The sequence below is a fragment of the Paracoccus zhejiangensis genome, assembly GCF_002847445.1.
In the GTDB taxonomy this organism is placed as follows: Bacteria; Pseudomonadota; Alphaproteobacteria; order Rhodobacterales; family Rhodobacteraceae; genus Paracoccus; species Paracoccus zhejiangensis.
Genome location: NZ_CP025430.1, coordinates 1,792,785 through 1,807,033, shown reverse-complemented (window position 1 = coordinate 1,807,033; position 14,249 = coordinate 1,792,785). Strand labels below are relative to the sequence as shown.

Here is a 14,249-nt window from a genome sequence, read left to right as displayed (position 1 = left end):
AGAGTCACCAGACAGTGCCGCGCGCCGCCAGCGGTTCGACCCGCGTGACCACGCCGCCGCGGTGAAACACCATCCGGTCGAACAGGTTCGAGACCACGCAGGTATGGTTCGGGATCACCCGGACCTGCTGTCCGACCGTGGGCAGCGGGCCGGTGCAGCCGGTCAGATCGACCACGGCATGTTCCTCGGACAAGGCCACGATCCGCGCGCCCGGCAGGCCCTCGATCTCGCCGTGATCGGCAAAGCCCAGAAGGTCCGATGTCAGCGCCTTCGATCCCGAATCCAGCACCGCCCGCGTCGGCGTCGGGCGCGACACGACCGTGGCCAGCACATGCATCGCAAGATCCTGCGGCCCGCATTCGCCGGCGCGGACCATCGAGCGGTCGTTATAGACATAGGTTCCGGCCCGGTGCTCGGTCGCCGCCGGGACCAGATGCGCCTTCCACAGGTCAGGGCTGCCGCCGTTCGAGCGGACCGGGCAGTCGATCCCCTTCGCCTCCAGCAGCGCCACCGCCTCGGTCAGGAAAGCCTGCACCGCCTCGGCCCCGCCGACGGCGGGATAGGTCAGGAGGCCGTGGAAGCGCAGCCCCGGCGCGGCGGCGATGCGACCGGCGAGATCGGCGGCGGCCTGGGGTGTCTGGACACCGCAGCGCCCGCCGCCGGTGTCGCATTCGACCATCACCGACAGCGGCTTGCCGGCGGTAAAAGCCCCGGCATAGCCATCGACGGTGGTCTCGCTATCGGCGCAGACGGTCAGCCGCGCCACCCGGTCATTCAGCGCCTTCAGCCCCGCCAGCCGCGCCGGGCCGAGGAGATTATAGGTGATCAGGATGTCCTCGACCCCGGCATCGGCAAAGGCCTCGGCCTCGGTCAGCTTCTGGCAATTGATCCCGACTGCCCCGGCGTCCAGCTGCGCCTGCGCCACCGAGGCCAGCTTGTGGGTCTTGATATGCGGACGGAAGGCCAGCCCGTGCCCGGCCAGGTAATCCTGCGCGCGGGCGATGTTGGCGGCCAGCCGGTCCTCGTCGATCACCGGCATCGGGGTGGGTACATCGGCAAGCGCGGTGCCGGGTTCGGGCCAGGGAAAGCTCATGTCGCGTCTCCGAACGGGTTGTCGCTGCGCGGCCAGATGTCCTGCCGCACCAGCCGGTAGGGGTTGGTCGCCGGGTCATTCGGATAGGGATGACCGGCCGAGCAATAGATGATCTCCGAGGCGATCGGCTGGAAGGCCGCGTAGAAGTGGTTGGTCGACTTGATGACCAATATCTTGCAGGCCAAGGGTTCGATGCCAAGCGCCGTGAAGAGGGACGGGTCATAGCTTTGCGCCCGGACCGTGTTCAGGATGACCTCGATCCCGGTTTCCTCGCCCGTCGCGGTCAGCAGCGCGATGCGCACCGCCGGGCCGAAGGGGACGACGCTTTCGCCGAAACGCATTTCCGCCGTGGGATTCACCCGGATCACCCGGACCAGCGCATCCATCGGCTCGCCGGTCTCCGGCGCGGATTTCCCGCCAAAGCGCAGGGGCATTTCCGCGCCTTCGCCCGCGACCGTGCAAAGCTGCACCGCGATCGGGTCCCAGATGGTGCCGATGGCGACGCCGGTCGCGCCCTGTGCCAGCAATTCGCGCAGGATCACCGTGGCATCGCCCGCCGTGCCGCCGCCCGGATTGTCCCACATGTCGGCAATGACCACCGGCCCACTTGCCGCCGCCATCGCCTGCGCCACCGCCGCCGTCTCGTCGAGCGAGGGCATCATGTGGCGACCGCGATTGGCGTAAAGCTCCTCGCCCAGTTGCCGGGCAAGCGCGGCTCCGAAATCGGCATTGCCATCGGTGATCGCGATGGTCTTGGTGCCCATCTCGGGTACGTCACCGGCCATGAAGCCGTGGATGGCCGAGAGCGAGAGGATGCGCGGATCGTCTTGCTCCATCGCCATCATCCGGTCGACAAAGCCGCGCATCGGCTGGCGCGAAGTCGGGAAGACGTCGATCATCCGGCAATCATGCACCGACATGACCGGGCGCACGCGGCCCTCCAGCGTATCGACGACGATCTGCCACAGATCCTCGGCCCGCTCGACGAAATCGGTATGCGGGAATTCCTTGAAGGCGACGAACACATCCGCCGCCGCCACCCGCTTGGCGGTCAGGTGGCTGTGCGGGTCGAGTTCCGCGGCGAGCAGAACATCCGGTCCGATGATCTCGCGGATGCGGGCCAGCAGATCGCCCTCGGGGTCGAGATAGCCCTGTGCCACCATCGCGCCATGCAGGCCCAGCACCACCGCATCCACGGGCAGGGCGGCGCGGAGCTGGTCAAGGATCTCGTCGCGCAGCGTCTCGTAGGCCCCGCGCGAGACAAGGCCCGCCGGGTCGGCCCAGGCCGCCGTGCCCTCGATCAATGTCCAACCCTGCGCGGCGCAGACCCGGCGGCCCACGGTGATCGGCGCGGTGCACAGCGTCGGCGTCTCGGGGTGCTGGCCGGGCGGGGCATAGAGCGAATCCTCGAAGCCGCGGCGGTCGATGACGATGGGCGAAAAGGTGTTGGTCTCGGTGGCGAGGGCGGCGGTGAAGATGCGCGGGGGTGACGCAAGGGCCATGATCAGTCCTGGATATGGGGCAGGTAGCCCACGAAGCCGGCGATCTTCCAGCGCCCGCCCTCGCGCCGGCAGACATAGAGCGTCTGCCAGTTCATCCGCTCGGAACTGCCATCCGACTTGGCCAGATGGCCGTCGAACTTCTTGCGCACCAGCGCGGCCTCGCCATCGATCTCGATCTCTTCCAGCCGGGTGGCGGCGAAGATGCCGTCGCGCGGATCGCCGGCAAAGGCGCCGGCCGCGCGCGCCGCGCCGAATTCCTGCGCCTGCCGCAGCCATTCGGTGCGATAGGCGTCGAGTGTCGGGAAGGCCAACGTGAACTTTTGCGGATCGGGCTGGAAATGGCCGCTCATTCCGGTGAAGTTGGCGGCGATGAAGTCATCCGCCACCGCCCCCCAGTCGGCGCTGACGAAGGCGTCAATGTCGCGCGGCACCAGCATCTGCCAGATCGCGCGGCGATCGGCATCCTCGGCGGGGAAGGGGTTCACAAACGGATCGCGCTCAGTGGCCATCGGCCGCCCTCATGAAAATTTTTTCAGTGATCTTGCGAAAGTTCTGGAATAATCGCGGCAGATTTGGCTAAATGTCAAGCGATGAAGAAAATAAATTTCGGCACATTGAGGCCAGAGCGGGGAGGCGGCATGGGCGAGGATGCAGCGAAGGACGGCAATGCCGCGGCTGGCATGGGCGCGCCCGACCTGATCGCGGCGCTGACCGACGAATCGGGGCTGGTCTCGCCGCTGGAGCGCAAGCTGGCCGCCTCGATCCTCGCGGACGTGAATTTTGCCACCAATGCCTCGATCACCGAGATCGCGGCCCGCGCGGGCGTGTCGCCGCCCACGGTCACCCGCTTCTGCCGTCGCCTGGGTTGCGCCTCCTTCTCGGATTTCAAGGTGCAGCTGGCGCGCTCGGCCTATGTCGGGCTGCGCTATCTGCGGCCGGAATCGGTGACCTCGACCCCCGCCGAAGTGGCCGAGGATATCGTCACCAAGGCGCAGAACGCGCTGTTCGAAATGCATCGCGGGCTGGACCTCGAGGCGCTGTCGCGGGCGGCGGCGCTGCTGGCCAAGGCGCAGATGATCTATGCCTTCGGGGCCGGCGGCAATTCCTCGATGATCGTGAACGAATTGCAGAACCGGCTGTTCCGGCTTGGCTGCCGCATCTCGGCCTCGAACGATCACGGCATGAACCTGATGCTGTCGGCGGCGGCCGAGCCGGGAACCGTGGTCTTCGGATCGTCCTTCAGCGGGCGCAATCATGAACTGGTGCGCTGCTTTACCCTGCTGCGCGAGCGCGGCATCAGGACCATCGCGCTGACCCAAAGCGGCTCGCCCCTGGCCGAGGCGGCGGATGTGGTGATCACCGTCGATCTGCCCGAGGGGCAGAACATCTTCCGTGCCACCTCGACCCGTTACGCCTTTCTGGCGACGGTCGACATCCTGGCGAACCTTGTGGCCTATGCCGACCGCAGCCGCTCGACCCGGCTGTTGCGCGGGATCAAGGAGCAGTTGATCAAGCATCGCGACGGCGATGACCGGCAATTGCTTGGCGACTGACCTAACCGGCGACGGGGCGGGCGGCAGCCCCCGGTGCCTGTGAACCCTGCCGCCAGAGGATTGGACGAGATGACGAAACGCTTGGCGGTGGTGACCGGCGCGGCAGGGGATATCGGGCAGGCGATCGTGCGGCGCCTGCTGCAGGATCATGACGCGGTGCTGATGGCCGACCGCGATCTGGCCGGTGCCGAGGCAGCGGCGCGCGAGATCGGCCCGGCCTGCACCGGCATCCGCGTCGACGTGACCGACCCGGCCAGTTGCGCGGCCTTGGCCGAGGCGGCAGCGGCGGCGGGCGGCGTGACCACGCTGGTCAACAACGCGGGCGCGGCGCTGGGGGCCAGCCTGCAGGGGACCAGCCCCGAGAACTGGCAGGCCGACCGCGCGCTGAACCTTGACGCCGCCTTCTATGTCTTCGGCGCGCTGGCGGGCCAGCTGGCCGAGAATCGCGGTTCGCTGGTGAACATCGTTTCGGTCAACGGGATGAGCGTCTTTGGCCATCCGGCCTATTCCGCCGCCAAGGCCGGGATGATCCACCTGACCCGGCTGATCGCCGTCGAATATGGCGCCAAGGGCATCCGCGCCAATGCCGTGGCCCCCGGCACCGTCCGCACCCGCGCCTGGCAGGCCCGAGCCGATGCCAACCCGGATGTGTTCCGCGAGGCGGCCGAGCATTACGCCCTTGGTCGCATCGTCGCGCCCGAGGATGTGGCCGAGGCCGTGGGCTTCCTCGCCTCGCCGCTGGCCGCCGCGATCACCGGCGTGGTGCTGCCGGTCGATTGCGGGCTGACCGCCGGCATCCCGGCGCTTGCGCGCACCTTCAGCCAATCGAACGACTACTGAGATCCCTAGAGGGAATATCCCATGACCCTGTTCCTTGAAAACGCATGGGCGCCGAACCCCGGCCCGGACGGCACCTGGACGGTAACCTTGCACAATTTGGGCGAGGCCGATCTGCAGGGCTTCAGCCTGTCGCTGACCACGATCACCCGGATCATGCCCGAACACACGCTCGAGAACGCGCGGCTGAAGCGGCGGGTGGCGAATTTCCACGAATTCCTGCCGCCCGAGGGGCTGAGCCTCGCGCCGGGCCAAAGCTGGCGCTTTCTGGCCTCGGGGCTGAACCGCTCGCCCTTCCACCGCAATGATGCGGCCAAGACCGCCTGGGTCACGCTGGCCTCGGGCGAACATCTGCCGGTGCAGGTCGGTGACCTGGTGCAGGGCCACGCCGCGCCGGCCCTGCCTCCGCCGCGCTTGCCCGAGGGCCGGCTGACGCTGCCCTTCGCCCTGCTGCCCTGGCCCAACGCGGTCGAGGGCGAGGCTGGTGCCGCGCCGGTGCTGATCCATTCGGGCGAGGGAACCTCGCGGCCCGACCAGCGGCTGATGCTCTCCATCGACGCACTGCACGCCCGGCTGTTCCCGGCCGCACGAAAACTGTTCCAGATCAGCGCCGCGCCGGGCAGCCGGGCGCTGGTCTTTGCTGCGGATGACGCGATCCCGACCGAGGGCTATCGGCTCGATTTTGGCGACGCCATCACCCTGACCGCCAGCGGCGAGGCCGGCCACCGCCTTGGCCTCATCACGCTCGCCCAGATGCTGCATGGCGCCTCTGCCGACCCCGACTTCCGCTTTCCTACCAGCGGGCAGATCACCGACGCCCCGCGCTATGGCTGGCGCGCCAGCCATCTGGACTGTTCGCGGCATTTCTGGCGGCTGGATCAGGTCAAGCGGGTGATCGACATCCTCGCCTGGTACAAGATGAACCTGTTCCACTGGCACCTGACCGATGACGAGGGCTGGCGGGCCGAGATCCGCGCCTATCCCGAACTGACCAGCACAGGCGCGACGCGCGGCTATGATCGCCCCGACATGCTGCCGCAGCTGGGCGACGGGCCAGCGGATCAGGGCGGCTTCTACACGCAGGACCAGATGCGCGAGGTGGTCGCCCATGCAACCGCGCTAGGCATCGAGGTCATGCCCGAGATCGAGACCCCGGGCCATGCCGCCTGCGTCATGGCGGCGCTGCCGTTCCTCGTCGACCCGGACGAGACGCCCGCCAGCTATTTCCCGGTGCAGGGCTATCCGAACAATTCGTGGAATCCGGGCGTGCCCGAGACCTTCACCGTGCTGGAAACCATCATCGACGAGTTGTGCGAGATCTTCCCCTCGAAGCATTTCCACATCGGCGGCGACGAGGTGGCGAAGAACGCCTGGTTGGAAAGCCCCAAGGCGCGCATCCTGATGCAGCGCGAGGGGCTGGCCGGCACATTCGAGCTGCAAAGCTGGTTCCTGCGCAAGATCAAGGCGATGCTGACCGTCCGCGGCAAGGTGCTGGTCGGCTGGAACGAGGTCGCCCATGGCGGCGGCGTCGGGCCCGAGGACACGCTGCTGATGGCCTGGGAAAAGCCCGAGGTCGGGATCGAACTGGCGCGCCAGGGCTATGACGTGGTGATGACGCCGGGGCAGGCCTATTACATGGACATGGTGCAGGGGCCGGACTGGCTGGAAAACGGCGCGGGTTGGGCCGGGCCGGTGCCGCCGGAAAAGACCTATGGCTACGAGGCCGAGGGCGACTTCCCCGACGATCTGCGCGACCGGATGCGCGGCATCCAGTCCTGCATCTGGTGCGAGCATTTCACCACCGATGCCTGGTTCAACGACCTGGTCTTCCCGCGCCTGCCCGCCGTGGCCGAGGCCGGTTGGACCCAGAAGGCGGGCAAGGACTGGTTGCGTTTCGCCGCGCAGGTGCGGCTGCATCCGCAGCTTTGAGGGGATCAGGACATGCGCATTGCCGTCGGTGGCATCCATACCGAATGCTCGACCTATTCCCCGGTCCTCATGCAGGTCGAGGATTTCCGCATCCTGCGCAACGGCGATCTGCTGACGCATGAATACTTCGCCTTTCTCGGTGCTTACCCGGCAGAGTTCGCTCCGCTTCTGCACGCTCGCGCGGTGCCGGGCGGGCCGGTTTCGGCCGCGACCTATGCCAGCCTGAAGGAGGAATTCCTGCAGCGGCTGGAAACTTCGCTGCCGGTCGATGGCGTCTATCTCGCCATGCACGGGGCGATGAAGGTCGAAAATCTCTGGGATGCCGAGGGCGACTGGATCGGCGCAGTCCGCCGTCTGGTCGGGCCGGATATCCCAATTGCCGTCAGCTATGACCTGCATGGCAATGTCTCGCAGCCCATCATCGATGCCATCGACATCTTCGCCGCCTATCGCACCGCGCCGCATATCGATGTGGGCGAGACGATGCAGGCGGCGGTGGCGATGCTGGTCCGCGCCTTGCAAACCGGCGCGCGGCCCGGCGTGGTGCGGGTACCGGTGCCGCTGCTCTTGCCCGGCGAGAAATCATCGACCGAGGATGAACCCGCGCGCAGCCTCTATGCCGCGCTGCCCGAACGCGAGGGGCTGGGCGTATGGCGGTCCGACCTGATGATCGGCTATGTCTGGGCCGACGAGCCCCGCGCCACGGCGGCGGCGATCGTCACCGGCACGGATCGCCGTGCGGCAGAGGCAGCGGCGGAACGCATCGCCGCCGATTTCTGGGCGGCGCGGGAAGGCTTTGGCTTCGGCCCGGTCACAGGTTCCCTTGCCGAGATGCTGGATCTGGCCGAGGCCGCGACCACCCGGCCGGTCATCCTCGCCGATAGCGGCGACAACCCGACCGGCGGCGGCGTCGGCGACCGAGCCGATGTGCTGGCGGCGCTGATCGCCCGGGACTGGCAGGACGCAATCATCGCAGGGATCACCGACGCCCCCGCCGTCGCCGCCTGCTTCGCGGCGGGCGAGGGTGCGCGTCTTGGGCTGAGCATCGGCGGCAGTCTCGACCCGGCCAGCCAGCCGGTCGCGGCACTGGCCCGCGTGATGCGACTGGATGCGGGCGCGACCCCGGCCGAGCGTCAGGCGCTGGTCGAGATCGGCGGTTTGCGCGTGGTGCTGGCGGCGCGGCGCCGGCCCTATCACGACCTCGCCGATTTCACCCGGCTGGGGCTTTACCCCGAGAATGCCCGGCTGGTGGTGGTGAAATCGGGCTATCTCTCGCCCGAGTTGGCACCCATCGCCAATCCGAACCTGATGGCGCTGACAGATGGCGTGGTCAATCAGGACATTCCAAAGCTGGCGAACCTGCACCGTCCGGCGGGCACCGTGCCCTTCGAGGCGCGGGCCGACTTCACCCCGAAGGCCGAAGCCTCGGCCCGATTCACCGGCTAGCCGCATGGGACCCTGGCTTGCCATCCTGCGCCGTCACCGGGTCGTGCGCGCCTCGGCGGCGGCGATCTTTCTCTATGGCTTTGCCGGGGCGGCGACCTCGCCCTATCAATCCGTGCTCGGCATCCGCGAACTGGGGTTGAGCGACAGCCAATATGCCGCCATCGCCTTTGCCGCCTCGATCACCAATGTCGCCATGGCCATCGCCATCGGCGCGCTGTCGGACCGCTTTCACAGCTATCGCAAGCCGCTGATCCTGACCTCGGCCTTCGGCATCATCGGCTATGGCATGATCTGGGCGCTGCCCGGGCCTTGGGTCTTTGCGCTGGCGATGATCGGCCCGCTGGCGCTGTTTCATGCCACCAATTCCATGCTTTTCGGCAATGTCCGCGCCCAGTCCGCGCGCTTTGACCCCGAGGAGACCCGCATCGTCAATGCACTGATGCGCATGGCGATCTCGCTGTCCTGGGTGCTGGTGCCGGGGGCGGTGGGGCTGATGCTGGCCGGGCAGCCCAGCATGATCGCCGCCTGGCTGATCGCGGCGGTGCTGGCCGCCGCCTGTCTGGCCACCATCACGCTCTGGCTGGAACCCGACGCGCCGCCGCCCACCGATACGAGGCCCGAGCGGCAACCGCAGGGCGGCACCGGCACCTCGCGCGTGGCCCCCAGCGCCGGGCGCAGCGACCGCCCGGCACAGCCGCGTCTGCCGGTTTCGGTGCTGGGTGATCTGGCGCAGGTGCTGCAGCCGCGGCTGCTTGCCTCGATCCTCGGCGTGGCGCTGATCACGCAGGTCCTGCATGTGAACGGCGCGGTGCTGCCGCTGATCGTCGTGGGGCAGGCCAATGGCACGCCCGAGGATGTGGGCTTTGCCGTCGGCATGGTCGCGGCGCTGGAGGTGGGGTTCATGTTCCTCTGGACCTGGGCGCTGCGCTATCTGCGGCTGACCACGGCGCTGGCGATCTCGACGGTGATCTACATGGGCTATCTCGCGGGCATCGCCGTGGCGCAGACGTCGGGCCATGTCTTTGCGGCGAGCCTTCTGGCCGGGGTGGGGGCGGCGGGGATCATCTCGATCCCGATCTCCTATCTGCTTGACCTGATCGCCGACCGGCCTGGCCTCTCGGCCTCGCTGATCGCGGTGAACGTGTTCATCGCCGGTGCCATCGGTGCGGCGATCTTTGCGCTTGGCACGGCGGTTCAGGGCTATCCCGCCGCCGCGCTGCTCAGCGGGCTGGCCGGTCTGGCCGGGGCCGGGCTGCTTTTCAAACTGGAACGGGGGGCGCGATGAGCCGCATTCGGCTGGAGGTCTGCGTCGATGACGCGGCGGGGATCGCGGCGGCGGCGGAAGGCGGCGCCGACCGGATCGAACTTTGCGCGGCGCTGGGGCTGGGCGGGCTGACCCCCTCGGTAGGGCTGATGGCGCTGGCGGCGCAGGCGGGTCTGCCCGCAATGGCGATGATCCGCCCGCGCGCCGGTGATTTCGTCTGGTCGAAGGGCGAGGTCGAGGCGATGAAGGTCGAAATCGATGCAGTCCGCGCCGCCGGGCTCGCGGGCGTGGTCATTGGCGCATCGCGTCCCGACGGTCGACTGGATGGTGCGCAACTGGCGGAGCTGGTGAAGGCCGCCGAGGGGCTGGACATCACCCTGCACCGCGCCATCGACCTTGCGCCCGATCCGGTCGAGGCGATGGAACTGCTGCGCGATCTAGGTATCCGGCGGGTGCTCTCCTCGGGTGGCGCGCGCAGCGCCGCCGAGGGGATCGAGCGTCTGGCGGCCATGGCCGAGGCCGCGCCAGAGATTGTGGTGATGCCCGGAGGCGGGGTATCCGAGGCGAATGCGGCGCTCTTTGCTAGCCGCCTGCCGCTGGCCGAGATCCATGCCTCCTGCTCGGTCTCCAGCCCTCTGCCGGAGCTGCCGCAAGTTTCAGACTTCGGCTTCCAGCCCGCCGGCGCACGGGCGACCGATGCCGCCCGCGTGCGTGCCTTGCGTGCCGCGCTGGATCAGATCACCGCGTCGCGCCCGGAGGGGTGAACCTCCTGATAATAATCCCGCAGCGCCAGCTTGGCCGCTGCCGCCTGGTCCAGCACCACGGTCGCCTTGCGGTGCATCTGCAGCGCCGAGGCGGGGCAGGCGGCCGACAGCGGGCCTTCGATCATCGCCGCCGCCGCATCGGCCTTGCCCGCGCCGTAAGCCAGCAGCAGCACCTCGTCCGCGCGCAGGATGGTGCCGATGCCCATGGTGATCGCCAGCCGCGGCACCTCGGCCGGATCGTCGAAATAGCGCGCATTGGCCTCGCGCGTGCCCCGCGTCAGGGTCTTGATCCGCGTCAGCGAGGCGAGGCTGGAGGTCGGTTCATTGAAGCCGATATGCCCGTTCGCCCCCAGACCCAGCAATTGCAGCCCGATATCCCCTGCCGCGACGATGGCCTCTTCATAGCTCGCCGCCTCGGTCTCGGGATCGGCCGCATCGCCGCGCGGTAGAGCCGCCGCACCCGGCGCCATGTCCACATGGTCAAAGAGATGCTGGCGCATATAGGCCCAGTAGGACATGGGGTGATCGGGCGGCAGGCCGACATATTCATCCAGGTTGAACGAGCGCGCCTTGGCAAAGCTGACCTCGCCGGCGCGATGCGCGGCGATCAGGCGGGCATAGACGGCCTCCATCGTGCCGCCGGTGGCTAGGCCCAGCACCGCATCGGGCTGGCGCCGCAGCCGCGCGGCGATCAGCTGCGCGGTGTGCTCGATGGCGCTTTCGGCGTCGTCGTGGATGAGGACCTTCACAGCGGTTTCCAGGCGATGGCGTCGATTTCGACCTTGGCATCGACCATCAGCCGCGACTGCACGGTCGAGCGCGCCGGGGGGTTGTCGATGAAATGCTTCTCGAAGACCGCGTTGAAGCTGGAGAAGTCGCGCGGATCATCCAGCCAGCAGGTGACCTTGATGACATCCTCGAGCCCGCAGCCGGCCATCGCCAGCACAGCCTTGATGTTCTCGATCACCTGTTCGGTCTGGGCGACGATGCCCCCGGTGACGACCTCGCCCCCGACGGTCGGCACCTGGCCCGAGACATGGACATAATCCCCGGCGCGCACGGCCTTGGCGAAGGGGCGTTTCTGGCCGCCGGCCTGCAGGTCGGCCGTGTCATAGCGGATCAGGCGGGAATCGGTCATGTTGGGTCATCCTGATGAAATTTGTTTTCATGATTACTCTTGTGATGCCAATTTCGCAATCCTTCATGCGGAATCCGCGTCACGTCATGTAAACAATTTTCTCGCCTGTGAGCGACCACGGTCAGACCTGCCGCGCCGCCCGCCTCGGCTCGTGTTTCCGGCAAAGCTTCTGTAAGACCGGGTCGAGGTAAGTGGTTTCACAGGAGTGGTTGCATGGGATGGTCGTGGTTGGTCGTGGTGCTGGTTCTGATCGCTGGGGCGGGGCTTTACGTTATCCTGGCCTATAACGGTCTGGTCGCCGCCCGGCAGCGGACCGGCGAGGCCTGGAGCGGCATCGATGTGCAGCTGAAGCGGCGCAGCAACCTGGTGCCCAACCTGGTCGAGGTGGTGAAGGGCTATGCCGCGCATGAGACCGAGGTCTTGCAGCAGGTAACACAGACCCGCGCGCGCGTCGGCAGTGACGGCTCTGTCGGCGAACGAGCCGCCGCCGAGGCCCGGCTGGGGGGCGCGCTGGCTGGGCTAGTCGCCTTGGCCGAGAACTATCCCGATCTGAAGGCCAGCCAGAATTTCCGCGACCTGCACGCCTCGCTGGACGAGATCGAGCGCGATATCCAGCACGCCCGACGCTACTACAACGGCGCGGTCAGGGTGCTGAACACCAAGGTCCAAAGCTTCCCCTCGAACCTAGTCGCCGCGCGTTTCGGTTTCGGTCTGGCCGAGTATTTCGAACTCGACTCGCCGACCGAGCGGCAGGTGCCCGGCGTTTCCTTCTGACCATGCTGCGGGTTCTTCTCGCGGGGGTTCTGGCGCTGCTCATGCTGGCGGCGCAACCGGCGCGGGCCGAGGAACGCATCCTCGCTTTCGACAGTCTGGTGGAGGTTCAGCCGAACGGCGATTTCCTCGTCACCGAGACGATCCGCCTGCGCGCCGAGGGCGACCAGATCAGCCGCGGGATCTATCGCGATTTCCCCATCGTCGCGCGCGACGGGCTGCGCAACCTGCGGCTGGGGTTCACGCTGATTTCGGCCGAGCGGGATGGTCAGCCCGAGATGAGCCGGGTCATCGAGGGCGGGCGCGCGATCCGCGTCTATCTGGGCGATCCCAAGCAGCTGATCTCGACCGGCGAACATGTCTATCGCCTGACCTATCGCACCGACCGCCAACTGCGCCGCTTTCCGGGTCATGACGAGGTCTATTGGAACGCGACCGGCACCGAATGGCTGTTCCTGATCGATCAGGCGAGCGCCACGGTCCGTCTGCCCGAGGGCGCGCGGATCGACGGTCTCGCCGCCTATACCGGCGCTTTTGGTGAGACGGGAACGGACGCGGACTGGCAGCAGATCGACGCCCGCAGCACGACATTTCAGACCACCCGCCCGCTGGAGCCGCGCGAGGGGCTGACCGTCGCGCTGCGCTTCCAGACCGGGCTGGTCCCGCCGCCCGACCGCGCGCGCCGGATCGACTGGCTCTGGCGCGATCACGGTCCCGGGCTTTGGGGGCTGGCCGGGCTGCTGGGGTTGGGGCTTGCCTATCTCGCGCTCTGGTGGGGCTTTGGCCGCGATCCGCGCGCTGATATCACTGTCCCGCGATGGGAGCCGCCGGCAGGCCTCTCGGCCGCGCTGACCCGCGCCACCTGGCGCGAGATGCGGCCTGAGGGCGATGAGGCGCTGTCGCTGACGCTGGTCGAGATGGCGGCGCGCGGGGTGATTTCGGTCACGCGCGAGGGCAAGGCGATGGTGCTGGCGCGGCTGGGGCAGGAGCTGCCGAAAGACCTGCCGCCGGAACAGCGGCTGGTCGTCGCGGCGCTGGACCGGGCGGGTGGAACGTTGCGCCTTGACCGGAAAAACGGGCGCGAGATCGTCAGCCTGCGCGACGGGGTGCGGGATAGCCTGCGGGCGCAATACAAGGCGCTTGGCAGCTATCGCCGCGCCGGGTTCGGGGTCTTTCTCGGTCTCTCGCTGACCCTTGTCCTGATGATCCTGATCCCTCTGCAACTGCCGCCACGGCTCGACGGGCTGATGATCTCCTTCGGCCTGCTCGCCCTGCTGGCGGCGGTCCTCTTGCGGCTGGTGGTGGCGCGGCGAAAGGGCCGGAAGACGGCGCGGACGGTCGGGTTCTTCGGGCTATTCATGCTGTCGCCTTTCCTCGGGCTGGTGGTGCTTGGCTATTTCAAGCAGGGGGGCGATCTCCTGATGCCGCTGGCGCTGGCCGGGATGGTGCTGGTGAACATGGTCTTCCTGCCGATCCTTGGCGGCCCGACGCCCGCCGGTCGCAAGCGGCTGGACGAGATCGCGGGCCTGCGGGATTACATCGCCATCGCCGAGGAGGACCGGCTGCGGCTCGCCGATGCGCCGCCCCCGTCGCGGCTGCATTTCGAACGCATCCTGCCCTTCGCCATGGCGCTGGACCAGGAACAGCTCTGGGTGGATCGGTTCCGCGACTGGCTGGCCGTCGGTGATGCGCCGGTGGCCGGTTCGACCCTCGGGCGGATGCAGCTGGAGGATGAGATCGGGTCGCTGTCCCGGCTCTACGAGGGCGGCGCTTCCTCCGGCGGAGTCCCGAGCGTCGAGCGGCAGCTTGCCGACAGCCTCACCTCGTCCCTGCCGGTCAGCAGTTCCAGATCCTCGGGCTTTTCCTCCGGCTCCTCCTCTTCTTCCAGCCGGTCCTCGGGCGGCTCGTCCGGCGGTGGCGGCGGGGGTGGCGGTGGGGGCGGCTGGTAGGGC

General features: G+C 68.0%; 13 protein-coding genes. 8 read left to right on the top strand and 5 right to left on the bottom strand.

The window, feature by feature from the left end; translation table 11 throughout:
• Positions 1–4: 4 nt before the first annotated feature.
• From CX676_RS08845 to CX676_RS08835, 3 genes are read right to left on the bottom strand one after another with little or no spacing between them, the layout of a single operon-like run.
• Positions 5–1,093 carry a D-TA family PLP-dependent enzyme gene (locus CX676_RS08845; RefSeq protein ID WP_101752287.1) on the bottom strand — a complete coding sequence of 363 codons (1,089 nt, stop codon included), beginning with the start codon at positions 1,091–1,093 and terminating at the stop codon, positions 5–7.
• Entirely contained in the window at positions 1,090–2,595 is a 1,506-nt protein-coding gene (locus tag CX676_RS08840) for a M81 family metallopeptidase (RefSeq protein WP_101752286.1), read from the bottom strand. Before CX676_RS08840 ends, CX676_RS08845 begins: the two co-directional genes overlap by 4 nt.
• A gap of 2 nt (positions 2,596–2,597) precedes the next feature.
• Positions 2,598–3,104, bottom strand: a complete 507-nt coding sequence (locus CX676_RS08835; protein WP_101752285.1) for a hypothetical protein — start codon at positions 3,102–3,104, stop codon at positions 2,598–2,600.
• Between the two features lie 129 nt (positions 3,105–3,233).
• On the opposite strand from CX676_RS08835, the gene CX676_RS08830 reads away from it, so the two are divergent.
• The 6 genes from CX676_RS08830 (at position 3,234) to CX676_RS08805 (ending at position 10,388) form a co-directional block, all read left to right on the top strand.
• A complete protein-coding gene (locus tag CX676_RS08830) occupies positions 3,234–4,148 on the top strand; it encodes a MurR/RpiR family transcriptional regulator (RefSeq protein ID WP_232816630.1) in 915 nt (304 codons plus the stop codon).
• Positions 4,149–4,217: 69 nt separating this feature from the next.
• On the top strand, positions 4,218–4,988 hold the full coding sequence (locus CX676_RS08825; RefSeq protein WP_101752284.1) for an SDR family oxidoreductase: 771 nt from the start codon (positions 4,218–4,220) through the stop codon (positions 4,986–4,988).
• Between the two features lie 21 nt (positions 4,989–5,009).
• Complete coding sequence (locus CX676_RS08820) at positions 5,010–6,914, top strand: beta-N-acetylhexosaminidase (protein WP_101752283.1); 1,905 nt, start codon at positions 5,010–5,012, stop codon at positions 6,912–6,914.
• 12 nt (positions 6,915–6,926) lie between these two features.
• Positions 6,927–8,360, top strand: a complete 1,434-nt coding sequence (locus CX676_RS08815) for a M81 family metallopeptidase (protein WP_232816629.1) — start codon at positions 6,927–6,929, stop codon at positions 8,358–8,360.
• Between the two features lie 4 nt (positions 8,361–8,364).
• Positions 8,365–9,645 (top strand): MFS transporter, encoded by a 1,281-nt coding sequence (locus CX676_RS08810; RefSeq protein ID WP_157935889.1) that lies wholly within the window; start codon positions 8,365–8,367, stop codon positions 9,643–9,645.
• Entirely contained in the window at positions 9,642–10,388 is a 747-nt protein-coding gene (locus CX676_RS08805; RefSeq protein WP_101752281.1) for a copper homeostasis protein CutC, read from the top strand. Before CX676_RS08810 ends, CX676_RS08805 begins: the two co-directional genes overlap by 4 nt.
• Here the strand turns inward: CX676_RS08805 and nagB are convergent.
• Positions 10,358–11,137 carry a glucosamine-6-phosphate deaminase gene (nagB, locus tag CX676_RS08800; protein ID WP_101752280.1) on the bottom strand — a complete coding sequence of 260 codons (780 nt, stop codon included), beginning with the start codon at positions 11,135–11,137 and terminating at the stop codon, positions 10,358–10,360. The genes CX676_RS08805 and nagB overlap by 31 nt on opposite strands.
• Positions 11,134–11,526: a RidA family protein gene (locus CX676_RS08795; protein ID WP_101752279.1), complete on the bottom strand. Its 393-nt coding sequence runs from the start codon at positions 11,524–11,526 to the stop codon at positions 11,134–11,136. Before CX676_RS08795 ends, nagB begins: the two co-directional genes overlap by 4 nt.
• Positions 11,527–11,739: 213 nt before the next feature.
• On the opposite strand from CX676_RS08795, the gene CX676_RS08790 reads away from it, so the two are divergent.
• The gene (locus CX676_RS08790; RefSeq protein ID WP_101752278.1) at positions 11,740–12,300 is read left to right on the top strand and encodes a LemA family protein; all 561 of its coding nucleotides are present in this window, start codon (positions 11,740–11,742) and stop codon (positions 12,298–12,300) included.
• Positions 12,301–12,302: 2 nt separating this feature from the next.
• Positions 12,303–14,246 (top strand): DUF2207 domain-containing protein, encoded by a 1,944-nt coding sequence (locus tag CX676_RS08785; RefSeq protein WP_101752277.1) that lies wholly within the window; start codon positions 12,303–12,305, stop codon positions 14,244–14,246.
• Positions 14,247–14,249 lie beyond the last annotated feature (3 nt).